Source organism: Dactylosporangium sp. NPDC000555 (genome assembly GCF_040300025.1).
Lineage (GTDB): Bacteria > Actinomycetota > Actinomycetes > Mycobacteriales > Micromonosporaceae > Dactylosporangium.
Genome location: NZ_JBEPDB010000093.1, coordinates 1 through 25,973, shown reverse-complemented (window position 1 = coordinate 25,973; position 25,973 = coordinate 1). Strand labels below are relative to the sequence as shown.

Genomic DNA, 25,973 nt, shown 5'->3' with positions numbered 1-25,973 from the left:
GGCCGTCGCGCCTCATGATGGCCGGACCACGTCGTCTACGGTTACGTTGATCGTGACGTGGTGCAGGCCGATGGTGTCGCGGAGTTCGTTGATGACGCGGCGTTGTACCTCCCGAGCGACGTCGTCGATGGGTTCGCCGTAGGTGACGGCGAGGGCGAGTTCGATGGCGGCGGTCTGTCCGAGGAGGCCGACGGCCGTGTGGGGATAGCGGTGGTGCCGTGTGGCGGTGTCGGTCAGGGTCGCCAGCGGCTCATGGGTGCTGCGACCGAAGGCGATGCGTACGCCTGGTACGCGCATGGCGGCGTTACGGGCCAAAACCGCCACGGCGCGGGCGGCCACCCGGATGCTGCCGGATCCGGTCGGCTCCAGGGTGTACCAGACGTCGTGGAGCAGCTGCGCGAGGCGGCGCATGACGGTGGCGGTCATGGCCGGCGGCGCGGTGATCGGGATGGCGGCGAGGGCGAGGATCGGGGTCCACAAGTCGCCGAGCTCGGTCAGGGCAGCCCTGCAGTGGGGACAGTCTGCCTGGTGTGCGTCGAACTCGGTGGCGTTGCGGTCGGCGACGTGCTCGAGGAGGTCGTCGACGTCGGCTCCACAGGCCAGCCGACCGTCGGGGTCTCGCAGCAGCGGCGCCGGGTCGGCGCCGGGATCGCCGTACGGTACTTCGATGCTCATCTGGGGTGTCGTCACCTCCAGTCCTGCAGCGTTATGGCAAGTGTGCGCCGTGCGCGGTAGAGGTGGCTACGGACCGCCGCGACTGTGCTGTCGGTGATCTCGGCGATCTCGCTGTAGCTGAGCCCCTCGAACTGGTGCAGGATCAGTGCGAGGCGCTGCGCGGCGGGCAGCGCGTCGATGGCTTCGGCGACCGCGGTGGCGATCAGGTCCTGTTCGGCTTGTTCCGCCGGTCCGCGTGCAGGGTCGGGCGTTTCGTTGAGCGTTTCGGTCCGCGCCGTGCGGGTGCTCTTATTCAGGGCGCGGGTGGTGACGATGCGGCACAGCCAGGTAGCGAAGCTGGCTTCGGCGCGGAAGGTGGGCAGGGCTTGCCACGCGGCCAGGAGCGCGTCCTGGGTGACGTCCTCGGCGTCCTCGCGGTTCCCCAGCAGCCTCAAGGCGACCCGGTAGGCGCGCGGGCCGTGGCGTTCGACGAGTACCTGGTAGGCGTCGAGGTAACCCTCGCGTGCGCGCCGAACCAGGTAGGCGTCGTCGATCGCGGGTTCCATACTTTCGGGTGCTGCGCGGTGGCGAAGTGAAATGTGGCGGGTAAGCCTGGCGATGAACCCGGTAACGTCTGGCGCTCACCATCCAGCGGTGCTGCAACGGCGGTCCATGAGCACGTTATGCCCCGTAGTCGGCAAAGAAACCGGTGGTCAGGAGCGCGACGTTTCGACGCCCGGGGTGTCTAAGCAATTGAGGAGGGCAGCCGCGCCGATGCTGTGGCTGGCCTGGGGCGGCCGCCGCGTTGGCCGGCGTCTTCGTCGAACTCGATCACCGAGGAGCGCAGTTCCATGACCCAGACCGTGGCACGAACCGACACCACCGCCGAGACGAGCCCGGCACCCCGCAGCACGGAAGTCACCGCTCCGGCCCGGCAGAACCGGCTGACCACCGAGGAAGGAAAGATCAGCGTTGCCGAGGGTGTGGTACAGAAAATCGCTGGCATCGCCTGCCGGGAAATCGGTGGCGTGCATGCCATGGGCACCGGCGGCAGCCGTGCGTTCGGCGCCATCCGGGAGCGGGTCCCGGGTAGCCGCGGGCCCAACGTCGCCCAAGGCGTCGGCGTCGAGGTCGGTGAGACCGAGGCAGCGGTCGACCTGGACATTGTCGTGGAGTACGGGGTCAGCATCGCCGATCTCGGACGTGGCATCCAGCGCAACGTCAAACAGACTGTCGAGCGGATGACAGGCTTGGAGGTCGTCGAGGTCAACATCAACGTCGACGACGTCCACCTACCGGAGTCTGGCGAAGCCCAGGAGGAGTCGCGGGTGTCATGAGCACCTCCGTCCTCGCCGGGCAGACGGCGGCAGTGGTGGTCGACGGTGTCGACGTCGACGCGGTGGCCGTTACGGTACGGGCCTGCCCCGGTGTGGACGACCTGTACGGCGGCCGACCGGGTGGACCGGCCACGTATCTGCCTGGCCGGCGGGTCTACGGCGTGCGGGTCGACCCGCACATGCTGGAGGTTCAGGTCCGCGCGCGATGGGCCGTGCCCGCCGTCGAGGTCGCCGCGCAGATCCGCCACGCGCTGCGAGCCTTGGCGCCCGCTCGACGCGTCGACGTGGTCATCGCAGACCTGACTGACCCGGCTGCCCCAGAAATGGGCCGTTCGGCTGGGGAAGTTCCGATCACAGTCAGGGACCAGGATCAATGAACGAGGAACAGCAGTGGCGGGCGCGCCGCGCGTTCATCCGGGCCCATCATCCCGACCGCGGCGGCGACACCGCTGTCTTCATCGCCGGCCTAGCACGGCTCGACCACGCCGGTCCGCCGGAGGCGTCCGACCGGGTGCGGGTGATCGTCATGCGTCGTCGGCCGTTGATGGTCCGATTGATCCGGGCGCTGTCGCGACGATGCCGCCGACCGGCGCGGGTCCGATAGCCGCCCCGCCGTTGCACAAGGATGTGACAGACATGAACCATATCGTCTTCGGCACTGCGGTGGGCATGGCGCTGGGATTCGCGCTGGCCTTCGGCAGCTTCGGCCAGATGCTGATCGTGGCGCTGTTCGCCGCGCTCGGCTTCGGCGCCGCCAAGGTGCTCAGCGGCGAGGTGGACCTGAGTGCCTACTCCGCCAATCGGAGCGGTAAACGATGACCGCCGACCCCCAACCCCCGATGGTAGAAGAAGCCCCCGACCAGGCCGACGACACCGTCCCCGGGTCGATCACCATCGCCGACACGGTCGTGGCGAAGCTGGCCTCCCGCGCGGTGCTGGAAACGGCTAACGCCGGCTCCGCGGCGGCCCGCCTGCTCGGCCAGGTCATACCCGGTGCCGGGCACCTCGGTTTCCGGCAGACGAACCTCACCGGCCTTCCCAAGGCGTCCGCCGAGGTCAACGGGAACGTCGCCTTCATCGATCTGGCGATCAGCGTGCGCTGGCCGGCATCGGTGCCGCAGGTCACCGCCGCCGTCCGCCAGCACGTATGTGAACGGCTGACCGCCCTGACCGGACTGACCATCGCCGAGGCGCGCATCGCGGTCACCGACCTGGTCACCGAGATCCCACCGCCACCGCGGGCGCGGTAGAGGCGAAGGGACGCGCCGCCGTGAAACTGCTCAACCGCCTGCTCGCCCTGCTCGTCAGCCTCACCTTCATCGCAGCCGCAGTAGTGCTCGTCGCGGACCTCATCGCCGCCTGGACCGGGCGCCGGCCCGCCGTCATCGACTGGCAGGCCACCTACCGATGGGCCCAGCGCACCACCTGGGACGCCGGCAGCGTCCGACTCATCTGCCTGCTGCTGTGCCTGCTGGGGCTGGCCCTCCTGACCGCAGAGCTCAAGCCGCGCCGACCGACCAGGTTGGTCACCGACGGCGACGACCCGGCCATCGACGCCGCCTACACCCGCCGCGGCGTCGCGCAAGCCGTCCGCACGGCGGTCACCGAAGTCGACGGAGTCGACCGCACCGCGGTCACCGTCCGGCGCCGGCGCATCCGCGTCCACGCGCACGCCGTCGCACACGAGCCGTCGCTGGCCTCCTCGATCGACGACAGCGTCACCCGCGCCGCGCGGGCCCGCCTCGACGCCCTTGACCTGCGTCGTCCGCCGAAGTTGGCCGTCCGGATCTCCACCAGGGGGCGCTGATGCACGCCGACCGTGTCAACCGCGCCGCACTGGCCCTCCTCGGGCTGCTCCTGCTGGCCCTCGGCGTCTCCGGCATACTCCTCGGCGCCGGCGTCTTCGGCGAAGATGCAGCGCACCGGAACCTGCTGGACAACAGCATCAGCCATTTCATCGGCGCGCACGGCGGCTGGGTGTGGCCAGCCGTGGCCGTGGTCGCGGTCGTCATCGCGCTGTTGAGTCTGCGTTGGCTGCTCACCGTCCTGTTCTCCACCGGCCGGCTCGCCGACATCACCGTGGCGGGAGACCACTCCGCCGGGCGCACCACCCTCACCTCCACGGCGCTGGGCGACGCGCTGTCCGGCGAGATCGAAAGCTACCGGGGCGTGCACTCCGCTCGAACCCACCTCGAAGGCGACCCGACCAACCCGCAGCTGGCCGTCACCGTCAACACTCAACAAAACGCCGACCTGGCCGCGCTGCGCCGGCACATCGAAACCAACGCGCTCGCCCACGCGCGCCACGCCCTCGGCGTCCCCGACCTGCCCATCCGGCTCGACATCACCGTCACGAGGCAGCGCTCCGCCCGGGTCACCTGAGCGGATTCCCCGTGGGCATCTGAGTGCAACCTACGTGGAACACTCGTCCTGCCGAGTGCCAGCAACGAAGCCTCACCGCGGCGGGTTGGCCTCATCGCCCTCGGCCGCGAACAATGAACGCACGGCGAAACCTGGGGGCCAGCGAGGCGGTGCGATGAGGAGATTGCCGTTCTTCCGGTGGCCGCTCGATGAGAACTGTCGGTCGCCGGCTACCAGTAGTGCCGTCGCCCGGCGACCGGCCGCCCCACCGCGCCCAGGAGGAACAGCACCGCCCCGATCACGAGCAGGATCACGCCAATGATCGTCAGGATCGTGATGTGCAGGAAAAATCCAAGCAGGAACAGGATCACGCCGAGGATGAACATCAGGCCCCCTAAGCGAATCGTCCGACTCTCCGTCCTACCCGCACGTCGGTTGTTAACCCGGCATCGGCGGGGGGAGCGGGTCGTTTCCGCGGTGCAGTGAGCTTCGAGGACGGTCCAAGAGGCCGAGAGCGCAGCCAAGGAGAGCAACGGCCCCGCGACAGGTCGCCTCGTTCACCACACCGAGCGGCGGTGCCGAATGTGCGGACCATGTCGCCGTGGCTGTTCCGGCTGCTGAGGGTAGCGCCGGGTGCACCGGTTGTCGTCGTCCGACGCCTTTGCCATCGCCGGCGGCCACAGCCTCTGGTCGACGGTACGTCGGGGTGTGCTGGACGCCGCGTCCTGACTGACCACGCCGCTGCTGCTCCGCCCTCGGCCTCGGCCTCGGCCTCGACGCGGTCGGCCCAGACACCGTGCCCGGCGTCCATGCTTGTCCGGCTCGCAATCCTGGTAGATCTCGGAGAAATGCTGAATCTCCAGCTTGTGGAACAGTTCCAGGCCGGGCAGGCCCACCAGGTAGGCCGAGCGCGGGTCGGGTCAGCGCGTCATTCCCGGCCCGTTGCAGGCGTAGAGTTGGCTTCGGCACTCCAGGTCCCGGTGACCGATGCGTACACCGCCGACAGACCAGTCCGCTCGGCACGGACCGAGTCGCGCCGACGCAACTGCGGGCTCCCGTACCAGTCATCGTCCCGGTGGCAGCCGCAGGTCAGGAGAGGGGCCAGTCATGTTCACCGCCGCCCAGCGCGCCACCGTCGTTCCGCCAGAACCACCGACCCGGCCAAGGCTGTCGCTCACCGCTGTACGGGCCACACGAGCTGTCCTCGACGGCGGGTGGTGGCCCCGCTCCAGGGACCCGGTGGCGGAACTTCCGGGCTTGATCCTGGCCCTGAACGAACGGTACGGACCGGTCCGTCAGCTGATGCTCAACAGCCACAGCTGGGATGGCCACTTCCGGCGCCTCGCGGTCGGCAGCCGCGTGGTGCGGGCCGGCTGGTTCAGCACCGTCGACCCCGCCATGTTGATCGCCACCACCGAGCGCGGCGACCAGATCGACCTGCTCGTCGTGCCACCCGAGGTCCCCGCCGCCACCGCAGACATCGCCATGGCCACGGCCGCCGACCCGAGCAATCAACTGCGCGCTCCGGACGTCCTCGCCACATCCCGCACCGCCCCGACCGCGGCACGCGGCGAAGGCGTCGACCCGGCCACCGTGTGGGACAACGAAGGCGGCCACAGCGCCCGGGAGGTGCCCTCGCGACCGCATATCCCAGGCGAGCCGGTTTCTACCGACTCGACCTGAACGACACCGCCGCAACGACCCAGCCGCAGGTCTGGACCGTAATCGACTTCGAAGCGGACGACGCGAACACCGTGGCGGCGGCGCTCGCCCGGGCACTCAATCCGGAGGGCGGCTGGTACGCCGACTTCCGCGACGGCACCGACCGCGTCATCGTTTACGCAGGCAAGATCTTCCGGTACGGCCCCGGCGACAATGAGACCCGCGCCGCCGCCATTGCCCACGGCCGCGCCGTCGGCGTCCCCGAGCACCAGCTGGACTGGAAGGACTGATCTCAACGATCGTTTCGCCGACGAACCCGAGCCGCAAGAGGCGGAACTGTGAAGGACGCACAGAGGAGTGACGAGCCTACGGCAGCAGTTGCAGAATGCGATCATCGGTGCTGATCGGTGCGCCGCTGCCGTCCCGATTGGACGTCATCACCCACAGCGTCCCGTCGGGCGCGGAGGCGACGGTGCGTAGCCGCCCGTACGAGCCGACGAGCAGCGCCTGTGGCTGCTGTCCGTTCAGCCCGACCTTCCACAGTCGCTTGCCGCGCAGGCATGCCACGTAGACGTGGCCAGCGGCGACCGCGATGCCGCTCGGCGATGCGTATTCGGGTGCCCAGACGTCGATCGGGTTCGCGAACCGGGTGTCGCCGCCCTTGCCCTCCACCACCGGCCAGCCGTAGTTCTTTCCGGCCTCGATGCGGTTGAGTTCGTCGAAGCGTTCCAAGCCCAACTCAGATGCGTACAGCGTGCCGTGAGGGTCGAAGGCGAGACCCTCCACGTTGCGATGGCCCAGGCTGAAGACGGCGCTGGTGCCGAACGGGTTGCCGGGACCCGGCTTGCCGTCGGGGGTGATGCGGAGGATCTTGCCGGCGAGGGTGTGACGGTTCTGGGCGTTCTCGCCGTTGGCGGTGTCGCCGGTACTGGCGTACAGCATCCCGTCCGGGCCGAACGCGAGCCGGCCTCCGTTGTGCTGGTCGGCGTGTGGGATGCCGGTGAGCACCGAAACGGGGGTGCCGCCGAGGTGGAACCTGACGATGCGGTTGTCGACCGCGGTCGAATAGTACGCGTACACCCATTGGTCGGTCCGGTACGACGGCGACACCGCGATGCCGAGCAGACCCCCTTCGCCGGTTGCGTGCACGTCGGCGAACCGCTGGACTTCCTTGACCGCACCGCGCTTGCTCACCGCCAGGACCCGTGCGGTGTTCCGTTCCGTGACCAACGCCGAGCCGTCCGGGAGGAAGGCGAGGCCCCACGGGATCTGCAGGCCGGTGACCAAAGTGCGGACCTCACCCGGCCGCAGGTCGCTCTTCGGCGGATCGGCAACACCAAAGCCGAGCCAGACGGCTGCCACCGAAACGCCGATGGAAGCCGAGACCGCGACCGCTGCGACGACGGCCCACCAACGGAGGCTCACCACCCCACCACGATTCCGGATGCGCCCAAAACGCCGCCCCACCCGCCGGAAATGATCCGGACGCCGGCACCACCATCACCACGCTCATCGCCGGCCTGCCGCACCTGCTGCTGCCGCAGGTGATGGACCAGCCATCCGGTGCGAGTTGACCGCCGACTCGGGGGCTGCCGTGCAACTGGCCGACGCCGACAGCCAGAACGACCCCGCGGTGATCCGTGCGGCGGCCGAGCGGCCGCTGGACGAGCCGTCGGGCGGCGGCCCGGCTTCGCGACGAGGGCCGCGGGCTTTGATCAGCTCGTCCAGGGCAGAGGGTGGCGGGCTACGCCGTCTCGGCAAGCGACGGCCGCGTGGCCGGGGCCGGCAGCACCGTGGTGGGGCGCGGCGCCGATTTGACCGGTACCGTGAGCAGCAGCACCAGGCCGGTGATGACGTGCATGTTCGCGCCCGGCAGGTAGAGCGGGTTGGCGGGGTCCTTGAACAGCCAGAGGACCCTGGTGGCCATCAACCCGTAGATGCCGGCGCCGAGCAGCAGGTACCAGTACCGGTGGCGTCGATCGGCCCGCCGGTCGACGAGGACGAGCAGCGCCGGAATCTGCCAGACCAGGTGGTGCACCCAGCTGATCGGGCTGATCAGGCACACCGCCACACCGGTCAGCGCCAGGCCCGCCCAGGCGTCGGCGGCCCGCCGCACCCGGTAGGCCCAGACCGCCAGGATGACCACGACGAGCGCGGGCCACACCGCCGCGGGCGCGTGCATCCTGGCCAATGCGCCGTCGAGGGACTGGTTTGGCACGGAGAAGATCTCGCCGACCCGGCCGGTCCGCCAGACCAGCGACGTCCAGTACGCGCGGGATGCCCCCGGGGCGATCAGCCATCCGAGGCCGACGGTCGCCAACGCCGTACCGGCGGCAATGAACCCTGCCCGATAACGCCTGGCGAGCAGCAGGTATGCGATGAACACCGCCGGGGTGAGCTTGATGCCGGCGGCGACACCGATGAGGATACCGGCGGCGGGATGCCGTCCGACCAGGTACAGCAGGTCGACCGCGACGAGCGTGAGCAGCACCAGGTTGATCTGGCCGAGACTGAGGGTGTCCCGCCAGGGTTCGGCCGCGGCGAGCAGAATCCCGCCGGCGAGCGTCGGTGCCCACCGGTGAAACCGTCGCCAGAGCAGCAGCAGCGTCCCCGACACCGACGTGATCGCGAGGGCAACGGCGGCGACCGGCCACGCCACGATCGTCATGGGCAGCATGGCGATCGCGGCGAACGGTGGATAGGTGAAGCCGAATACCCGCACGGTCTCCGGTTGGCGGTAGGCGTACAGGTCACCGCCGTGCGCCCAGGAACGGACCGCGCCGTGGTAGATCCGCAGGTCGAACTGGTGCTGCCAGCGCGCCGAGGCGGCGACGAACAGGGCGACGCAGACCGCGAGGACGGCCAGGCCGGCCCACTGCCGCCCGGACACGTTCGACGCTGACGCGGATTCGTCCGCCCGGGTGTCCAACGTTCGGCTCTCCCATCGGTATCGATGAGGCGCGAACCGCGGTCGACACCACATGTACACATGTGGTGTCGTCGAGGAATGCGGTTCGACCGCAGCGAATGCCGGGCGGAGGCCTCGCGGCGCGATGTCGCGGTCCAGTGTTCCAAGCGGCGGGGCATCCCCGTGGCGTCTTGGCGAGACCGGGCCGGACGGACCGGGCTGATCGCCCGGCGGGCTCACCCGCCGGGCGGAGTACCGACTGGGCTGCCGCCCTGTGTGGCCAGGGTGTCGAGCCAGTGCACCAGCAGGGCGGTCTCCGGGCCGCCGAGGACGCTCGGCCGGCCGCGCAGCAGCGCCGCGAGCTGAAGTGCTGTGTTCGGCTGGGTGACCAGGCTCAGCGCGACGCCGACGTTGGCCGACATGATCGTCTGCTCCGCCAGGTCGGGGTCGACCCGCAGCCGGCCGGCGGCCGCGCAGCGCACCAGCACCTCGCGCGCCGGAGCGCCTCCTGGGCGGCGCTGGGCACGGCGTCGAAGCCGGGCGAATACATCAGCCGGTACACCGCCGGATGAGCGAGGGCGAACGCGACATGAGTATCCCAGCGCGTGCCGTGGGTACGTTCCGGGCCCGCCGGCTGCCGGGCGGGTCGCGGTGCCGGGGCAGGCTCGCGGTGGTGTACGTCCGCCAGTCCAGCGTGGTGCAGGTCCGCATCCACGGGAGTCCACGACGCGGCAGTACGGGCTGGCCGCGACGGCGGTGGAAGTGGGCTGGGCACCCGGCGGGGTGCTGACCATCGACGCGGACCTGGGCGTGTCCGGCCGGTTCGGTGCGCACCGCGACGGGTTCACCGAGCTGCTGGCCCGGGTCCGCCGGGGGCAAGGTGGGCGCGATCTTCGGCCTGGAGGCGTCCCGGCTCGCGCGCTCATCCGGCGAATTCGCCCGGCTGCTGAGTTGGCCCGGCTTACCCGCCGTAAGACATAAAATCCTTCAACTCGCAAGGCCGCCAGAGGCGCAAAATTGTTCAGTTTGCAAATCCGGCCGAGGGCATAAAATCCGTTCGGCCGCAACAGTCTTGACAAAAATCCTGAGCTTGACAGTGCCGTGGAATTTGCTTACGGTCCAATCGTTCCGGCTCTCGCCGACCGATTCCGAAGGTGTTCATGACCGCGCCTGCATCGTTGCCAAAGTTCAGGCAGCAGTTGATTCTTTCCGTTCTCATGATGTGTTCGCTGCTGATTTGGCTGGACAATACTGTCCTGAGTACTACGCTGGAGACCCTTGCTGACCCGGTCCGTGGCCTGGGCGCCAATCCCGGTCAGCTGCAATGGGCGACCGGTTCGTACACGCTGGCCTTCGCCACGTTGATGTTCACTGCAGGAGCATTGGGCGATCGGTTCGGTCACCGGACTGTGTTCTCCAGTGGGTTGGTGATCTTCGCCGGGTCCTCACTGTGGGCGGCGTACGCAAGCGATGCGGGCGAGCTCATTGCGGCTCGAGCTGCGATGGGGGTGGGCAGTGCGCTGATCACGCCCGCTAACTTGGCCATCCTCATGTGGACCTTTACCGGCCCCGCGCGGACTGCCGCGATTGGCATTTTCTCGACGTCGGCCGGTGTCGGAATGGCGGCCGGCCCGGTGCTGGCGGGGTACCTGCTCGATCATTTCTGGTGGGGATCGGTCTTTCTGATCAACGTCCCGGTCGCGGCACTGGCGTTGGTCGGGCTCGCTGTGCTGGTTCCGAATTTCCGCAGCCCCACGCTGCGGCCACTGGACCCCGCTGGAATGTTGCTGTCGATCAGTGGGCTCGTAGCGTTGGCCTACGGGCTGATCCGGGCGGGGCAGGTGGCGCTGTGGAGTCGTGCCGATGTCTGGGCGCCGATCATTGCCGGTCTGGCTCTACTGGCCGTTTTCGTACTCGCCGAACTGCGTGTCAAGGCGCCCAGCTTTGATCCACGACTGCTCGCCCAACGCACATTCGGTGGCGGCAATGTGGCGCTCGGATTGCTGCTCTTCGCTGTGGCTGCCATCACCTTCTATAACGCGTTCTACCTGCAGGGCGCGCTCGGATTTTCGCCGATGAAGGCGGGCTTGGCCAATATCCCGACCGCACTCGGCGCGCTCGCGGGGGCACCCCTCGGCTCGCGCCTGGTTCGCCGCCTGTCGCTACGCCCTGTCGCCGTGCCGGCGCTAACCACGGCTGCGCTGACCATGGGCGGGTACGGGTTCCTCGGACTGCAAACTCCACTCGTCTGGATCGAGATCCTGTTGTTGATCCAGGGTCTCTCGATCGGCGTGGTGATCGGCCCCGTTATGGCCGCATTGATCAGCACCCTGCCGCTGGAACAGGCCGGTGCGGGATCGGCCGTCACCAACACCGTGCGACAAACCGGCAGTGTGATCGGGATTGCAGTAGGCGGCACGATCATGTCGATCGTGTACCGACGTGCGATCGAACCTTCGCTGGAGGATGTACCCGGTCCGGTGCGGGATCAGGCGCGAGTTTCCGCCGAACAGGCCCGCCACGTCGCCGCCGCTATCCACCAGCCCACTCTTGCTCGGGCTGCTGATGATGCGTTCATCCATGCTATGCACGTCGGCGCGGGCTGGATCGCGGTCATCGCGCTCCTCGGAGCAGCTGTGCTGCTGATTACCTTGCCTGCTGCCGGAAAGAAGGGTCCGACACCGGAGCCGGCCTACGAAGAGCCCCGCAGCTCCGGGGCCGGGGCCGCCAGGTAGGCGAGCCAGCCGCCGTATGCGGTGATGTCGGGGGCATCCTCGACGGCCGCGGCCTCACACAGGAAGCCGGTGACGGCCGAGCCGTCCTCGAGCCGCACCTGGCCCAGCGCCATGGGGGTGGGCAGCGCGGCCAGGAACGGGCCGACCGCTGCCTGCGGCAGCTCCCACAGCTCGCCTTCGATGGCGCCGCCGCCGTCGGTGACGCGGACCAGTCCCGGTTTCGGTGGTGCGGTGGCCAGGGCGTGCAGCCGGTACTGCGGTGCGGTGCGGACCGGGCGGAGCAGGCGGCCACCCGCCCCGGTGAGCTGATGGTTGAGCGGCTGTCCGCTCAGGTGCGCGCCGACCACCATGACCGGCACTCCTCGGCCGCCCCTGCCCGCCGGGGCTTCGCCGGTCAGCAGCGCGGCGATGTCGCCGGCGACCGCGTCGGCGAAGCCGCGCGCGATGACCTGGACGCCGAAGTTGGTGCCGCCGGCCTCGCCGGCCGGCACGGCGACGGCGCTGAGGCCGAAGAGGTTGCAGAAGTTGGTGTAGGTGCCGACGACGGCGTTGACACCGATCGGGTCGGCGTCGACCTCGGCGATCGTCGGATGGATCGGGGCGGTCGGCAGCAGCAGCGCGTCCGCGTCGCCCCAGGCGGTCATGGCCTCGCGGCGCAGGTGCGCCAGCCGTTCGGTGTCGGCGACGAGCACGTGGGCGGGGATGTCGCGGGCGGCGCCGATGATCGCCCGGACGGTCGGGTCGATCTCGTCGGGGTGCTCGTCGATGAAGGCGCCGACGGCGGCGTACCGTTCGGCGACGAACCCGCCGTTGTAGAGCAGTTTCGCCGCGGCGAGGAACGGTGCCAGCCGGATCGGGCGCAGTCGGGCGCCGCGGGTCTCCAGGGTCGTCGCGGCCCGCTCGAACGCGTCGATCCACGCCGGTGCCATGCCGGTCAGCTCGCTGCGGTCCGGCACCGCGACGATCGGGTGCGGCGGCGCGGCCAGCGGTGCGTCCGCCGGGAACACCGGATCGCTCATGATGGCCATGGCCTCGGTGCCTTCGGTGACGGTGCGGGCGAAGACGGTGACGCAGTCGAAGCTGCGGCAGGCCGGCACCACCCCGTCGGTGGGGACGAGCCCCGGTGTCGGCTTGACACCGACGATGCCCTGGAACGCGGCGGGCACCCGGCCGGAGCCGGCGGTGTCGGTGCCGACGGCCAGGTCGGCGATGCCGAGCGCGACGGTCACGGCGGAGCCGGAGCTGGACCCGCCGGCGACCCGGGCGGGGTCGCGGGCGTGACGGACCGCGCCGTACGGGCTGCGCGTGCCGACGAGGCCGGTGGCGAACTGGTCCAGGTTGGTCTTGCCGAGGATCAGTGCGCCGGCGTCGACGAGGCGCTGCACGGCCGGGGCGCTGCGTCCGGGCCGGTAGGCGTACGCCGGGCAGGCCGCCGTGGTGGGCAGGCCCGCGACGTCGATGTTGTCCTTGACCGCGAGCAGCCGCCCGGCCAGCGGCAGGTGTTCTCCGGCGGCGAGGCGGGCTTCCACGGCGGCGGCGTCGGCGAGCAGGTCACGCTCCGGGCGCAGCGTGATCCACGCTTCGGGTCGTTCGCCGAGGGCGAGCCGGGCGTAGGCGGCGCGGACGCGGTCGGTCGGGGTCATGCCAGCACCACCAGCGGGCTGCCCGGTGCCACCTGGGTGCCGGGAGTGACGAGGATGTCGATGACCGTACCGTCGCGTGGCGCGGTGACGACGCTCTCCAGTTTCATCGCCTCGAGGGCCAGCAGCGGCTGCCCGGCGGCCACGCGGTCGCCGGGGCGGGCGTCGACCCGCCACACGCTGGCGACGAACGGGGCCTCCACCAGCGCGCCGCCGTCCGGCACGGACACTGTCGCGGCGGCGGGCGGCGCCTGCGGTTCGGGGCGGGGGTCGAACTCGCCGGCCGCGGCCCAGGCTTCGCGTTCGGCGCCGAACGCGGCGGCCTGCTTCGCCCGGAAGGCGGCGATGGAGGCGGCGTTGCCGGCCAGGAAGGCTTCGTGATCGGCGAGGCGGAAGGTGCCGTCGTCGATGCGCAGCCGGTGCCGCCCGGCGGCGACGTCGGCGCGCAGGTCGAGCAGTTCCTCGGCGCCGACCGGGTACCACTGGATGCGGTCGAAGTGGCGCAGCAGCCACGGGTCACCGGTTTCGCGCTGCCAGCGGGACCAGACCTGCACGGTACGGCCGACGAACTGGTAGCCGCCGGGGCCTTCCATGCCGTAGATGCACAGGTAGGCACCGCCGATGCCGACGGCGTTCTCCGGGGTCCAGGTCCGGGCCGGGTTGTACTTGGTCGTGACGAGCCGGTGCCGCGGGTCGAGCGGGGTCGCGACCGGTGCGCCGAGGTAGACGTCACCGAGGCCGAGGACCAGGTAGCTGGCGTCGTAGACGGTGCGGTAGACGTCGTCGACCGACGCCAGGCCGTTGACCCGGCGGATGAACTCGATGTTCCACGGGCACCAGGGGGCGTCGTCGCGGACACCGTTGATGTAGCGGGCGATGGCCTCCCGGGTGGCCGGGTCGTCCCAGGACAGCGGCAGGTGCACGGTCCGGCTGGGCACGACCAGGTCGCGGGTGGCGGGCAGGTCGGCCTGCAGCGCGCGGACCAGTCCGAGCAGCTTGCGTACCGGCAGCCGGGCCGGGTCGACGTGGACCTGCAGCGAGCGGATGCCCGGGGTGAGGTCGACGACGCCGCCCAGGCCCTCGGCGCGCAGCCGGTCCATCAGGGCGTGGGCGCGCATCCGCAGGCCGAGGTCGAGGGTCATCGGGCCGTACTCGATGAGCAGGTTGTCGTCGCCGGAGCGCCGGTAGGTGACATCCTCGTCGCGGGCCAGGATGCCGTCGTCGGCCGGCTGCGGCAGCGGTGTGCAGTCGAGGTCGGAGACGGGCACAAACCGCACGGTGTCGCCGGGGGCGAGCTGGCCGAGCTTCCACCGGTCGGCGGTGATGACGGTGGCCGGGCAGACGAACCCGCCGAGGCTGGGCCCGTCCGGGCCGAGCAGGATCGGTACGTCGCCGGTGAAGTCGACGGCGCCGACCGAGTACGGGGTGTCGTGGATGTTCGACGGGTGCAGCCCCGCCTCGCCGCCGTCGGTGCGCGCCCACCGCGGCTTCGGGCCGATCAGCCGGACGCCGGTGCGGGCGGAGTTGAAGTGCACCTGCCACTGCGCGGCGTAGAACGCGTCGATGTCCTCGCGGGTGAAGAACTCGGGGGCCGCGTGCGGCCCTTCGGTGACTCTGAGCCGCCAGTCACGGCCGATCACCGGTCGCTGCGCCACCGGTACGGCAGCGGCGGTTTCTCCGGTCGGTGCCGCCGTGCGCAGCACGTCGCCCAGGCGCAGGGTTCGGCCGCCGTGCCCGCCGAACTGCCCGAGGGTGAACGTCGCGGCACTGCCCAGGTACGTCGGGACGTCGAGCCCGCCGGCGAAGAGCACGTAGGTGCGCAGGCCGCCGCCGGTCGCCCGGCCCACGTCGAGGACCGAGCCGGCGGGCACCCGGACCGGCTCCCAGCGGGGCACCGGGACGCCGTCGACGGTGACCGGCATCGCGGCGCCGGTGACGCAGATGGTGGTGTCGGCGGTGCACCGTAGCGCCGGTCCGTCGACGGTGCACTCCAGGCCGGGCGCGCCTTCGGGGTTGCCGAGCGCCTTGTTGCCGAGCCGGAACGAAAGGTCGTCCATCGGCCCGGACGGTGGCACACCGACCTCCCACAGCCCGGTGCGGCCCGGCCAGTCCTGCACGGCCGTCAGCGTGCCGGCCCGTTCCACGACGATGCGCGGCTCCGTGTCGTGCACGTCGGCGAGGGTCGCCGTCGCGTGCCGGGCGGCGAGCACGTCGCCGTGGCCGGCCGCCGCCCGCAACAGGCCGAGGTTGGTTTCGATGCCGTCGACGCGGGTGGCGAGCAGGGCTGTGCGCAGGTTGGCGAACGCCTGGTCGCGGGTCGCTCCGGTCACGATGACCTTCGCGAGCATCGGGTCGTACGCCGTGCTCACCTCGGTACCGGCCTCGACCCAGCCGTCGACCCGCACGCCGGCCGGGAACTCGACATTGGTGATGAGGCCGGCGCTGGGCCGGTGGTCCTGGGTGGGGTCCTCGGCGTAGACCCGGGCCTCGACGGCGGCGCCGGCCCCGCCCCGGCGGGGGGTGTCCAGGACGGTGTCGTCGCCCTGGGCCAGGCGCAGCATCCACTCGACCAGGTCGACGCCGAGGACCTCCTCGGTGACCGGGTGCTCGACCTGGAGGCGGGCGTTGACCTCGAGGAAGGACGCCTGTTCGCGTTCGGCGTCGTAGACGAACTCGACGGTACCCGCCGACCGGTAGCTCACCGACGCGCACAGGGCCGCCGCCGAGGTGTGCAGCCGCTCACGCACGGCGTCGGACAGTCCGGGCGCGGGCGCCTCCTCGATCACCTTCTGGTTGCGGCGTTGCAGGCTGCAGTCGCGGTCGCCGAGCGCGACGACGCGGCCGTGGCCGTCGCCGAAGACCTGGACCTCGACGTGGCGGGCCCGCCGGACGAAGCGTTCCAGGAAGACGCCGCCGCTGCCGAAACTGGCGACGGCGAGGCGCTCCACCCGGTCGTAGGCGGCGGTGAGCTCGGCCGGTGTGTGGCATGCCTGCATGCCGATGCCGCCACCGCCGCCGGTCGCCTTGACCATCACCGGGTAGCCGATCCGGCCGGCGGCGGCGAGCGCCTCGTCGAGGCCGGACAGCAGGCCGGTGCCCTCGATCATCGGTACGCCGGCCGCGTGGGCCAGCCCACGCGCGGTGTGCTTGGCGCCGAACGCGGTGAGCTGTGCGGGTGTCGGCCCGACGAAGGCGAGCCCGGCCGCCTCCACGGCGGTGGCGAAGGCGGCGTCCTCGGAGAGGAATCCGTAGCCGGGGTGCACGGCACCGGCGCCGGTGGACAGCGCCGCGTCGAGAACACGGTCCACCAGCAGGTAGCTCTGCCGGGCCGGGGCCGGCCCAAGCCGTACGGCCTGGTCGGCGAGGCGCACGTGCGGGGCGCCGCGGTCCGGGTCGGAGAAGACCGCGACCGTCTTGAGGCCGAGCCTGGCGGCGGTGCGGATGATGCGGCAGGCGATCTCGCCGCGGTTGGCGACCAGCAGGGTGTCGAACACGCGGCTATTCCTCCGTGACAATCATGCGGACCGGCGTCGGGTCGAAGCCGTTGCACGGGTTGTTGATTTGCGGGCAGTTCGATATCAGGACCAGCACGTCCATCTCGGCGCGCAGCGCGACCCGCAGGCCGGGGGCGGAGATGCCGTCGACGATGCCGAGGCTGCCGTCCGGGTCGACCGGCACGTTCATGTACCAGTTGATGTTGCTGACCAGGTCCCGTTTGCCCAGGCCCCACCGGGCACCTTCGATGAGGAAGTTCTCCACGCAGGCGTGCTGGTGCTTGGTGTGCTGCCCGTAGCGCAGGGTGTTCGACTCGCGGCTGCAGGCGCCGCCGACGGTGTCGTGCCGGCCCACCTCGTCGCCGACGACGCGCATCAGCGCCCGGCCTTCGCTGGAGCGCAGCACGCTGCCGGTGGTCAGGAAGATGCCGCCCTGCGCGGCGATCGTGTCCGGCGCCGAATAGCGTTCGCTGGTGTCCTCGGCGTTGTAGAGCAGACAGTCGACGGCCTGGTTACCGTACAGATCCACGATGGTCAGGACCTGGCCGCGGCGCACGATCGCCGACCAGGGCGCGCGGGCGGCGACGGTCTCGTCGAGCACGATCCGGCCGGCGACCAGCGCCGGTGCCGCGGTGGCGGTCATGCGATCCCCCGGGCGGTGAGGTAGTCCGCGGTGTTGAGCAGCGCGCGCTCGCCTTCCGGCGTCCGCGACCACAGGGCGTCGGTCGGGGCGGTGGGCAGGCCGGGCCGGGCCTCGATGCGTGCGGGTGTGCAGGTGTACGCCTCGCGCGGGTCGAGCGGGTGCGGCGCGTTGGCCAGCAGCACGATCAGCGGCATCTCCGCGCGCAGCTCCACGATCGCCCCGGCCCCGGCCGACCCGAGCCAGGTGCACGCGCCGTCGTCGCCGACGCGGACCCCCTGGAAGAACGAGATGCACGGCGGCAGGTCCCGGCGGGTCAGGCCGTGTTTGGCGGCGGCCAGGGTGAACAGCTCCCGCCCGGCCGGTGTCATGCCGTGCGGCGAGCCGTCGCCGTACCGGTCGGTGTTGCTGGTCAGCGTGGAGGTACCGCAGAAGGTGTCCGAGCGGTCCTGGGCGCCTGCCGTCACCGAGGCGAGGACTCGCCCCTGGTCGGACAGCAGCAGGTGGCCCTCGCCGATGTACGCCTGCCACAGGACTTTGACGGTGTCGGCGACGTTGAGGCGCTCCCACGGCTCGTCGGCGTTGAACAGCAGCACCGACACGCAGGCGTCGCCGTACAGGTCGGTCAGGCGCAGCGTGGTGCCGCGGGCCAGCCGTTTGCCGGCGTAGCCGCCACCCGGGACGGTCTCGGCCCAGCTGAGGCCGTCACCGGCCGGGATGGTGGGCATGCACTCCACCACGGTGCCGCCCTGGGCGCGGGCGTGTGCACGCGCGCCGGCGGTGGTGGCGGTGCTCATGCGATCTCTCCCGCGGCGACGGGTGCGGTGACGGGGGCGGCGAAGTCCAGCCGCGGGTGCAGGGCCGCGACCCGGGCGCGATGGCGCAGGTAGACCAAAGCTCCGGCGAGCAGGGCGGCGCCGACGAACAGCAGCGAGAAGTAGTGCAGGTACCAGTGGGTGCCGGCCGGGTCGTAGACCTCCTGCCGGGGCCAGCCCAGGTTGAGGATCATGCCGATGCCGTAGAGCACGGCCACGGCGTTGACGACGATGCCGAACCGGCCGAGGGAGAACAGTTTGCCGCCGCGTTCGGTGGCGGCGGCGCCCTCGCTGCGCGGCCAGCCTCGGCCGCGCCGGATCAGCAACGGGACCGTGACCAGGGCGTAGGCGATGTAGAGCAGGACGATGCAGACGCTGGTCAGGGCGGTGAACAGGGCGGCCTGGCCGATGTTGACCAGCAGGACCGCGGCCGCGCCGACACCGACGACGATCGCGGGCAGCGCCGGCGTACCGGTGCGCGGGTTGACCTTGCTGAGCGCGCCGGAGAACGGCAGGACACCGTCGCGCGCCATCGAGAAGATCATCCGGCTGCCGGCAGTCTGGATCGCCAGGGTGCAGACTGCGACGGCGATCGCCACGTCGACCAGCAGGATCCGGCCGCCGGTCTCGCCGAGGCGGCTCATCAGCACGTACGGCAGGCCTTCGGTGGCCAGCCGGCCATCGGTCAGGCTCGGCGCGGCCATCAGCGCGACCAGCAGCATCAGGCCGCCGCCGATACCGGAGGCGGCCAGCGCCCGCAGGATCGTCCGCGGCGCGACGTGCCGCGGGTCGCGGGTCTCCTCGCTGAGCTCGCCGGCGCTGTCGAAACCGACCACCACGTACGCGGCCATCAACGCCGACACCAGGAACGGACCGACGTAGGACAGGCCGCTGCCCAGACCGCCGGTGTCGAAGACCACGCCCGGTCCCCGCTCGACGTTGAACAGCAACAGGATCACGACGGCCGCGACACCGATGATCTCGAGGGTCACACCGGTGCTGTTGACGATCGCCATGAGTCGCACGCCGCTGACGTTCACCAACGTGGTCAACGCGATCAGGATGGAGCCGAGGACGACGGCGTTGGTGGCGCCGCTGGTGGAGGTGAGCGCGGGATCGCCGCCGACGAGCTGGAAGCCGGACCAGATCTGCGGAAGCACCACCTGCAGGGCGATCGCGGCGGCGGCGACCGTGACGATCTGCGCGACGATCATGACCCAGCCGGCGAACCAGCCGATCGTGGCGTTCGACAACCGCCGCGACCACTGGTAGATGCAGCCGGAGAGCGGGTAGCGGGCGGCGAGCTCGGCGAAGTTGAGCGCCACCATGAACTGGCCGGCGAAGACCAGCGGCCAGGTCCAGAAGAAGGCCGGGCCGCCGAACGAGAACCCGAAGGCGAAGAGCTGGAAGACCGTCGTGAGGATCGACACGAAGGAGAAGCCGGCGGCGAACGACGCGTAACTGCCGATGCTGCGGCGCAGTTTGGGCTCGTAGCCGAAACCACGCAGGTCCACGGCGTCAGATCGGTCGCCCTCCGGCGGTGTCGCCAGGGTGGGGGTAGTGGACAAGACCGCCTCCTCGATGCAGGCGGCGGCGGGTGCTGGCCGACCCGCCGCCCGAATACCTGTCGGGTGACAGATTTGCCGGTGTGAGATCGACGGTCGTTTCCCGGCCGTAAACCTTCGATTGCCGGATGTGTCGGCGCGGTTACGTCGCAGCCGGATCGACCGGGACATCGACCGCGTGCGACGATGCTGGCGTGAGCTCCGCACCTTCAGTCGGTCGTCCCCGCTCCGGAGCTCGGCGCCTGCCTGTCGGTACTGCGCGGGAAGAGATCCTCGACGCCGCGGCCGAGCTGTTCGCCGAACGGGGGTACGCCGCCACGTCGACCCGCATGATCGCCGAGATGGTCGGGGTGCGGCAGGCGTCGCTCTACTACCATTTCAGCACCAAGGAGCAGATCCTCGCCGAACTGCTCGAGTCCACCGTCGGCCCGTCCCTGGCCTACGCCGAGCGACTGGCCCAGGAGGCGCTGAGCCCCGCCGACGCCCTGCATGCGCTCGTCCGGTACGACGTCGGGGTCCTGCTCGGCGCGCGCTGGAATGTCGGCATCCTCTACGCCCTGCCCGAGATCGCGACCGAACCGTTCACCCGCTTCCGCGCCGACCGCGAGCAGCTCAGGGCCGCCTACCGCCGCCTGGTCGCTGCCGTCGCCGGCGCCTCTTCGCCGGACGCTGACGTGACCGGCGACCTGGTCTTCGGCATGGTGGAGAGCGTCATCGGCATGCGCCGCGACCTGCCGGCACTGCCACCGCCGGCCCGACTCCAACAGACGGTGGCCGCGGCGGCGTTACGCCTCGCCACCACCCCGTAAGCCGGGTTCGTCACTAACGGACCCTGCTCCGGCTTCGGCGGCACACCAGGACCTCCCCGCCGTAGCGGCAGCCCGTCGGCAGCCGCAGCGACGCCGAGCCGCGAGATGCCGCGCAGATGGCCGACCGGGCTCGCCGGGGCGCACCGGGTGCTGCGCCACGGCGGGACCCTGCTGCAGGCCTATCGCCACCGCTCTCGATAACACCGGACCAGGCCAAAAAGGCGTTTTATGACTCCGGTCCGTCGAACTACTACCGCTGCTCCCGTCAGACACCGGTCGCTTCGCTCCCTGCCACGTCCGCGTTGTGCTGGGCTCTCGCCTCCGGCGGCTCCTCCGGAGAGGGACGCTCGGGGTCCGGAGGCAACCGACCCTCCACACACCCGCCGGCCAGTCAAAGCCGTTCCCCGACTTCGTTAGTCCCAGGGGCCGAGGTCGCGGCGTAGCAGATCTCGGGAGGTGAGCGCGACCTGCATGCGCTTCTGGGCTCGGAGGGTGTCGAGGTATAAGTCGGCGGTCTCAGGCGTGACCTCGCCACGGGCAAGGAGTTCGGTGAGGACACCGACGGTTGAAGACGCGAGCACCTGATACTGATTACGGGCAACTGCACGGGCGCCATGGTCATCGCTGATTAGGCGCCCTGCGCCGTTGGTGGCTAACAAATGGATGCTGGACGCCTCGCCGAGATGATCGAGGTTGTCGTCCTCGCTGCCAAGCGCGACCTGCGTCTGGATCTTGGCGATCGCGATCTGATCAACGGAGTCAACGATCTCGATCGGTGAGGGCAGCCAACTCGTGGCCCAGTTGCTTGCACGGCCTGCCTGTGGGTGTGGTGGCTTCCGTGACCGCTGTCGTGTCAGCTCCGTCTGCACGGCGCGGGTCCAGCCGACGCGTTCTGTATAGCGAGTCTTGAACAATGTCGCGACCGGCGAACAGTATGACAGGTTGATGATTGCGCAAGTATCCAGTAGCAACGCTGGCGGCGTCGGCGTCATAGGTCGCCCATGTCGTCGTGCACGGCGGGAGGTGTCATGCCTTCCTCGGCCAGGCGCGTGTACAGCGAGTCCGCCTCCTCGTCGAGTAGAGCGGCGAGGAGGCCAAGTCCGACCCTGCCGTTCTGGTATCCCTGCTGTGCCGCGGAAAGCAGTCTTGGCGGAACACGGCGAGCATCGTCTGGCCAGGTGAGCTCAGTGGGGGCAGGATCACCTGCGGCGCGCAGCACACTGGTCGGGGCGCGTTGCAGCCCGCTGTCGCGGTCTTTGGTGCTTATGAGCCGGACGGCAGAGTCGGCGAGGCGGTAGAGCAGCGCGGTGTAGCTGACGCCGAACTCGCGCATGAGTTCGGCGATTACGACCTCATCGATGGCACGGTCCTTGATGACCTCGCGCAACCCGTCCGCCGGCATGAGGAGCGCGGCGGCGAAGGCGTTCGCACGCCGCTCTGGCGGAGTGCTGACCGCGAAGACGTCACCCTCGATGATGACCTCGCGGGGGTCGGTTAGTAGGTGATGGGCGAGTTCGTGCGCCGCCGTGAATCGCTGGTGCCCCACAGGAAAAGAGGAACTTACCAGCATTAAGGCAACGTCCGCGCCATGTGCGCAAAGGCCGCTGACAGCCTTGCCGACGGGCCAGGTGACGGCGCTGAGTCCGAAGTGCCGCTCAACAAGGGCGGGTAGATCACCGATCGGGGCGCGGCCTAAACCGAGACGTTCCCTGACGATTTCCGCCAGCCGGGCGCCGCAGCCCATCGTGATGGTATCGGCAAGTCCTTCGACGTGGATCTGCTCCAGAACTGCGGCGCCAGCAGTCGAGGGGCCGGCTGCCGGAAGGCCAACAGCATCCCCTAGGGCAGCTTCGACTTCGAGGACCTGGCGCACACGGCGACGGGCCGGGGCGGTTTCGTCTCGCCCCGGTGCCGTCATCACGCGTGCAGCGAGCGCAAGGCTGCCCCTGCGCTCTACACCGAGAACTTCCGCCAGAGTGACGCCGAGCGCATCTGCCACCAGCGCAATCTCGCTGATGTCGAGCTTTCGGGTGCCGCTTTCAACCTTCGACACCTGCGACTTCGTCAAACCGAGGGCACGGCCGAACTGTTCCCCGGTCAGACCCCTGGCGATGCGGAGGGCGGCGATGCGCTCGCCGACGGACTTGTCGCTCATGCAACCAACTATGCCCCGAAGTTTCTATCTTGGCAACCTCTGCATGGCCGGAGTTCCAGGCCTGCCGAGGGCGAACTTGAGGGATAGAGGTTCATGGATGAGACGAGACGTCGGTTCGATCCGGAGGGCCGACGCCGGCCTGTTCCCGAAGGGTGTCCAACAGGTGCGCAGAGGGGCTTCAAGCCACCTGGAGGCGGCCCCGTGCGGGATAGGCAGTTGCCGAAACATCGGCGCCAGCAGTACAGCAGCGACGGACCACAGCCGACCGCACCACAGCCGCCCGAGCCCGACCGGATCAGCTCCGCGCCGGGAACTATCCGGAGACCACCCGGTACAACTACCTCCTTGCCGCCGCGCAGCTCGCCCGGTACCTCGCCGAGCACTCCCCCGCCCCGACGCGGACGAGGCCGCCGAGGACCCGACCGCGGTCACGAAGAAGCACATCGAGGCGTTCCAGGCCTGGATGATCGAGACCCGGTCGGCGCCTGCCACCTAACAAGCACAAGGGGCTGCAGCAGTTCTTCCGGTGGCTGCTCGACGAGGACGAGATCACCCGCTCGCCCATGGACCGCGTCAAGCACAGTTTCCGTCCGGGCCGACGCGATCAGCCACTGTGGACAGTAGTGGTCAGCCGTTGCCGTCGTCGGCGGGCCAGGCTGCCTGCCGCACGTGCCGGTCGCTCAGCCCGTAGAGCGCGGACAGCGCGACCAGCACCGCGATCGTGAGTACGGCCGCGCGTCCGCCGGCGAGCTGGAGCAGCAGGCCCGCCAGCAGGGCGCCGAGCGGCGGGCCGGCCGCGAAGGTCGTCATAGTCGCCACGACGGTCCGGCCGCGGCGCTCGTCGGGCACCTGCCGGAAGATCAGCACGTCGACCAGGACCCGCATGGCCGGCACCAGCAGCGCGCCGAGCGCCAGAGCCGCGAAGACCCAACCGTAGTCCCATGGCACGGCGAGCAGGGCGACCGATACCGCCACCGTCGCCGATACCAGCACCAGCAGCCGACCGGGGCGCAGCAGGCGGTGCAGCCGGCCGACGAAGATGGAGCCGAGCAGAGTGCCGACCGCGGTGCCGGTCAGGGCCAAACCGATCGCCTTGGGGCTGGTACCACGCGCCTCGAGGATCACGATGACGCTCAGCACGGTGGCCATGGCCGCCAGGTAGTACGTGGTGATCATGATGATCGCGTGCCGCAGCAGCGGCGAGCGCCACAGCTCGCGGAAGCCGTCGAACATGCCACCGAAGCCACGGCCGCCCTCACCGTCGGCCCCGGCGGGCTCGCGGGGTGGCCGCACGAGCAGCGCGCACACGAACGACACGGCGAACGACAGCGCACAGCACAGGAACGGCAGCGTCCGCGAGAGGCCGTACAGCAGGCCGCCCAGCGGCGGGCCGCTGAGACTCGTCGCGCCTTCGCGAACCTCGTCCTGGGTCAGCGCGGCGGTCAACTGCTGGCGCGGTACGACGGCCCGGATCATCAGCATGCGGACAGGCCCGCCGAACGTGGTCCCGATGCCCAGCAGGACTGCGGTGACGAGCATGTGCGCGACGGTGAGGTGGTGCACCGCCGCCGCGACCGCGACCGAGCCCACCAGCAGCGCCCGGCCGGCTTCGGCGGCCAGCAGCACGCGCCGGCGGTCGAGCCGGTCGATCAGTACCCCGACCGGGAGGCCGAGCAGGCACATGGCCGCGAACTGCAGGAAGCCGAAGAGGCCGGCGAGGACAGCGGAGCCGGTCAGCGCCAGGATCAGCAGCGGATAGGCCACGTCGGCGATCTCGACGCCGAGCGTCGCGGTGCTGGAGCCGATCCAGAGCAGCTGGAACCGCCAGTTGCGCCATAGGGGTGTCGGCACGGACGTTGCGGGCTGCTCCTCGGCGCTCGCGAGACTCACGTCATTCACCCCTCCGGCAGCGTTCACGAGTACATGAACGTTGACACAGACGTGTACGATACGCAAGACACTGCGCTTGAGAGGGGTTCATACCGTGGAGACGCCCCAGCGTGCGGCGACGCCGGTCCGGACCGTTGACGATGTCGCGACCTTGCGCGCACTGTCCGACCCCATTCGCCTGGCGATCATGCGCACACTCATGCACGAGGCCGACGTCACGCAGCGGGTCATGTCGGTCAAGGAACTGGCCCGCGAGCTCGGTGAGCCGCAGACCCGGCTGTACCGCCACATCAAGCAGCTGCAGACGGTCGACCTGGTGCAGGTCGCCGAGACGCGCATCGTCTCCGGCATCGTGGAGCATCGCTACCGGGCCGCCTGCGTCGGCCTGCGACTCAGCCACGACCTGTTCCGCTCGCCGGCGCAGCGCAGTCAGGTGACCCAGGCGGTCGCCGCCACGTTCGACACCTTCCGGGACACCTTCCTTGCGCATGTCGGGGCTGGCCGGGTCGGCTTCGACGAAGAGTCCACCGACGCCGGCACCGCGCCGATCGTCAGCGCCATCGACACGCGCATGCCAGCTGCCCGGGCGGCGGAGTTCCGGGCCCGCCTGCAGGCGCTGCTGGAGGAGTTCGACGACGAGCCGACCGCGGATGCCACGGTGCCGGTCGAGCTGCTGTGCGTCTTCAGCACGCCGAACGCCTGACGCACACGGCGCTGGACGAGCCGGCCGCCAGCCGTGACGGGCGGCGAGCACCGGCTCCACGCCGGACCGCGCCGCACCGTCACTATGGCACGCGGCCAGTCGCGGGTGACGACGGTGATCTGCGCGGCGTCATGTTCGCATCTGGTCGCCCGCCAGCGGACGGCGTGTACCGTCTCGGCCCTCCTTGGCTGGCCGTCGACCACGATCGTGCCGGTGCCGGCGGTCCAGTCGACGTCGGCGAAGCGCACGCCGTCGAGGCGTAGGTAGTGTCCGATCAGCAGTCGTAGCGGTGCGGGCAGCATTCGCGTGTGGGCGAGGCGGGCCGTTTCGACACAGGCCCACGGTCCGTCCGCGGCCGGGTCGCCGTAGTGCAAACGCGCCGCGACTACAACGTCGTCGGTTGCGTCGTAGCCGCCCAGTGCGGGCGCACCGGGCAGGCCCTCGCCGGGACCGCACCCCAGCACACTCACAGAGCAAGCGGGTCACTCCATGTGCGGGTATCGATGGCGCGTGGGTGGCACAAAGGTCTCCTTGATGGACCGGGGCGACGTCCATCGCAGCAGGTTGGTCGCGGCACCGGCCTTGTCGTTGGTACCCGAGGCACG

Annotated in this window: 25 protein-coding genes; 11 read left to right on the top strand and 14 right to left on the bottom strand. The window is 70.2% G+C overall.

Features of this window, described 5'->3' with window-relative positions; genetic code table 11:
- Positions 1 to 12 precede the first annotated feature (12 nt).
- Both ABT297_RS36465 and ABT297_RS36460 read right to left on the bottom strand, forming a co-directional pair.
- Positions 13 to 675, bottom strand: coding sequence for an Asp23/Gls24 family envelope stress response protein (locus ABT297_RS36465; RefSeq protein ID WP_350557072.1), 663 nt, complete (start codon positions 673 to 675; stop codon positions 13 to 15).
- Between the two features lie 11 nt (positions 676 to 686).
- Positions 687 to 1,220, bottom strand: a complete 534-nt coding sequence (locus ABT297_RS36460; RefSeq protein WP_350557071.1) for an RNA polymerase sigma factor — start codon at positions 1,218 to 1,220, stop codon at positions 687 to 689.
- A 285-nt stretch (positions 1,221 to 1,505) separates the two neighbouring features.
- On the opposite strand from ABT297_RS36460, the gene ABT297_RS36455 reads away from it, so the two are divergent.
- From ABT297_RS36455 to amaP, 6 genes are all read left to right on the top strand, one after another.
- On the top strand, positions 1,506 to 1,991 hold the full coding sequence (locus ABT297_RS36455) for an Asp23/Gls24 family envelope stress response protein (protein WP_350557069.1): 486 nt from the start codon (positions 1,506 to 1,508) through the stop codon (positions 1,989 to 1,991).
- Positions 1,988 to 2,368: a hypothetical protein gene (locus ABT297_RS36450; RefSeq protein WP_350557068.1), complete on the top strand. Its 381-nt coding sequence runs from the start codon at positions 1,988 to 1,990 to the stop codon at positions 2,366 to 2,368. Before ABT297_RS36455 ends, ABT297_RS36450 begins: the two co-directional genes overlap by 4 nt.
- A 259-nt stretch (positions 2,369 to 2,627) precedes the next feature.
- Positions 2,628 to 2,810: a hypothetical protein gene (locus ABT297_RS36445; RefSeq protein WP_350557067.1), complete on the top strand. Its 183-nt coding sequence runs from the start codon at positions 2,628 to 2,630 to the stop codon at positions 2,808 to 2,810.
- Positions 2,807 to 3,241 carry an Asp23/Gls24 family envelope stress response protein gene (locus ABT297_RS36440; RefSeq protein WP_350557065.1) on the top strand — a complete coding sequence of 145 codons (435 nt, stop codon included), beginning with the start codon at positions 2,807 to 2,809 and terminating at the stop codon, positions 3,239 to 3,241. Before ABT297_RS36445 ends, ABT297_RS36440 begins: the two co-directional genes overlap by 4 nt.
- A 20-nt stretch (positions 3,242 to 3,261) precedes the next feature.
- Complete coding sequence (locus ABT297_RS36435; RefSeq protein ID WP_350557064.1) at positions 3,262 to 3,798, top strand: DUF6286 domain-containing protein; 537 nt, start codon at positions 3,262 to 3,264, stop codon at positions 3,796 to 3,798.
- A complete protein-coding gene (gene amaP / locus ABT297_RS36430; protein WP_350557062.1) occupies positions 3,798 to 4,373 on the top strand; it encodes an alkaline shock response membrane anchor protein AmaP in 576 nt (191 codons plus the stop codon). The genes ABT297_RS36435 and amaP overlap by 1 nt, the downstream gene beginning before the upstream one ends.
- 209 nt (positions 4,374 to 4,582) lie before the next feature.
- Here amaP and ABT297_RS36425 read toward each other — a convergent pair whose 3' ends face one another.
- A complete protein-coding gene (locus tag ABT297_RS36425) occupies positions 4,583 to 4,876 on the bottom strand; it encodes a DUF6131 family protein (protein WP_350557060.1) in 294 nt (97 codons plus the stop codon).
- 463 nt (positions 4,877 to 5,339) lie between these two features.
- Between ABT297_RS36425 and ABT297_RS36420 the strand changes: the two genes are divergently transcribed.
- The gene (locus tag ABT297_RS36420) at positions 5,340 to 6,035 is read left to right on the top strand and encodes a DUF5994 family protein (RefSeq protein ID WP_350557058.1); all 696 of its coding nucleotides are present in this window, start codon (positions 5,340 to 5,342) and stop codon (positions 6,033 to 6,035) included.
- Positions 6,036 to 6,106: 71 nt separating this feature from the next.
- The gene (locus ABT297_RS36415; RefSeq protein WP_350557057.1) at positions 6,107 to 6,304 is read left to right on the top strand and encodes a hypothetical protein; all 198 of its coding nucleotides are present in this window, start codon (positions 6,107 to 6,109) and stop codon (positions 6,302 to 6,304) included.
- A 76-nt stretch (positions 6,305 to 6,380) separates the two neighbouring features.
- Here ABT297_RS36415 and ABT297_RS36410 read toward each other — a convergent pair whose 3' ends face one another.
- From ABT297_RS36410 to ABT297_RS36400, 3 genes are all read right to left on the bottom strand, one after another.
- Positions 6,381 to 7,439 carry a PQQ-dependent sugar dehydrogenase gene (locus tag ABT297_RS36410; RefSeq protein WP_350557055.1) on the bottom strand — a complete coding sequence of 353 codons (1,059 nt, stop codon included), beginning with the start codon at positions 7,437 to 7,439 and terminating at the stop codon, positions 6,381 to 6,383.
- 319 nt (positions 7,440 to 7,758) lie between these two features.
- Positions 7,759 to 8,943: a glycosyltransferase 87 family protein gene (locus ABT297_RS36405; RefSeq protein WP_350557053.1), complete on the bottom strand. Its 1,185-nt coding sequence runs from the start codon at positions 8,941 to 8,943 to the stop codon at positions 7,759 to 7,761.
- Between the two features lie 215 nt (positions 8,944 to 9,158).
- Positions 9,159 to 9,410, bottom strand: a complete 252-nt coding sequence (locus ABT297_RS36400; RefSeq protein WP_350557051.1) for a hypothetical protein — start codon at positions 9,408 to 9,410, stop codon at positions 9,159 to 9,161.
- A 672-nt stretch (positions 9,411 to 10,082) separates the two neighbouring features.
- Between ABT297_RS36400 and ABT297_RS36395 the strand changes: the two genes are divergently transcribed.
- A complete protein-coding gene (locus tag ABT297_RS36395) occupies positions 10,083 to 11,657 on the top strand; it encodes an MFS transporter (protein ID WP_350557050.1) in 1,575 nt (524 codons plus the stop codon).
- Here the strand turns inward: ABT297_RS36395 and atzF are convergent.
- Genes atzF through ABT297_RS36370 form a run of 5 tightly spaced genes read right to left on the bottom strand, consistent with a single transcriptional unit; the run spans position 11,615 to position 19,814 of the window.
- Positions 11,615 to 13,300 carry an allophanate hydrolase gene (atzF, locus tag ABT297_RS36390; protein ID WP_350557048.1) on the bottom strand — a complete coding sequence of 562 codons (1,686 nt, stop codon included), beginning with the start codon at positions 13,298 to 13,300 and terminating at the stop codon, positions 11,615 to 11,617. The two genes, ABT297_RS36395 and atzF, sit on opposite strands and share 43 nt — an antisense overlap.
- Positions 13,297 to 16,791 (bottom strand): 5-oxoprolinase/urea amidolyase family protein, encoded by a 3,495-nt coding sequence (locus ABT297_RS36385; protein WP_350557047.1) that lies wholly within the window; start codon positions 16,789 to 16,791, stop codon positions 13,297 to 13,299. The genes atzF and ABT297_RS36385 overlap by 4 nt, the downstream gene beginning before the upstream one ends.
- A 4-nt stretch (positions 16,792 to 16,795) precedes the next feature.
- Entirely contained in the window at positions 16,796 to 17,434 is a 639-nt protein-coding gene (locus tag ABT297_RS36380) for an urea amidolyase associated protein UAAP2 (protein ID WP_350557045.1), read from the bottom strand.
- Complete coding sequence (locus ABT297_RS36375) at positions 17,431 to 18,228, bottom strand: urea amidolyase associated protein UAAP1 (protein ID WP_350557043.1); 798 nt, start codon at positions 18,226 to 18,228, stop codon at positions 17,431 to 17,433. The genes ABT297_RS36380 and ABT297_RS36375 overlap by 4 nt, the downstream gene beginning before the upstream one ends.
- Positions 18,225 to 19,814, bottom strand: coding sequence for an amino acid permease (locus tag ABT297_RS36370; RefSeq protein ID WP_350557042.1), 1,590 nt, complete (start codon positions 19,812 to 19,814; stop codon positions 18,225 to 18,227). The genes ABT297_RS36375 and ABT297_RS36370 overlap by 4 nt, the downstream gene beginning before the upstream one ends.
- A gap of 191 nt (positions 19,815 to 20,005) precedes the next feature.
- Between ABT297_RS36370 and ABT297_RS36365 the strand changes: the two genes are divergently transcribed.
- On the top strand, positions 20,006 to 20,620 hold the full coding sequence (locus tag ABT297_RS36365) for a TetR/AcrR family transcriptional regulator (RefSeq protein WP_350557041.1): 615 nt from the start codon (positions 20,006 to 20,008) through the stop codon (positions 20,618 to 20,620).
- 413 nt (positions 20,621 to 21,033) lie between these two features.
- On the opposite strand, the gene ABT297_RS36360 is transcribed toward ABT297_RS36365, so the two are convergent.
- From ABT297_RS36360 to ABT297_RS36350, 3 genes are all read right to left on the bottom strand, one after another.
- Positions 21,034 to 21,612 (bottom strand): PIN domain-containing protein, encoded by a 579-nt coding sequence (locus ABT297_RS36360; RefSeq protein WP_350557039.1) that lies wholly within the window; start codon positions 21,610 to 21,612, stop codon positions 21,034 to 21,036.
- Complete coding sequence (locus ABT297_RS36355; protein ID WP_350557037.1) at positions 21,609 to 22,775, bottom strand: ImmA/IrrE family metallo-endopeptidase; 1,167 nt, start codon at positions 22,773 to 22,775, stop codon at positions 21,609 to 21,611. The genes ABT297_RS36360 and ABT297_RS36355 overlap by 4 nt, the downstream gene beginning before the upstream one ends.
- Positions 22,776 to 23,402: 627 nt before the next feature.
- Complete coding sequence (locus tag ABT297_RS36350) at positions 23,403 to 24,665, bottom strand: MFS transporter (RefSeq protein ID WP_350557035.1); 1,263 nt, start codon at positions 24,663 to 24,665, stop codon at positions 23,403 to 23,405.
- A 94-nt stretch (positions 24,666 to 24,759) separates the two neighbouring features.
- Between ABT297_RS36350 and ABT297_RS36345 the strand changes: the two genes are divergently transcribed.
- Positions 24,760 to 25,368: an ArsR/SmtB family transcription factor gene (locus tag ABT297_RS36345; RefSeq protein ID WP_350557034.1), complete on the top strand. Its 609-nt coding sequence runs from the start codon at positions 24,760 to 24,762 to the stop codon at positions 25,366 to 25,368.
- Positions 25,369 to 25,973: the final 605 nt, after the last annotated feature.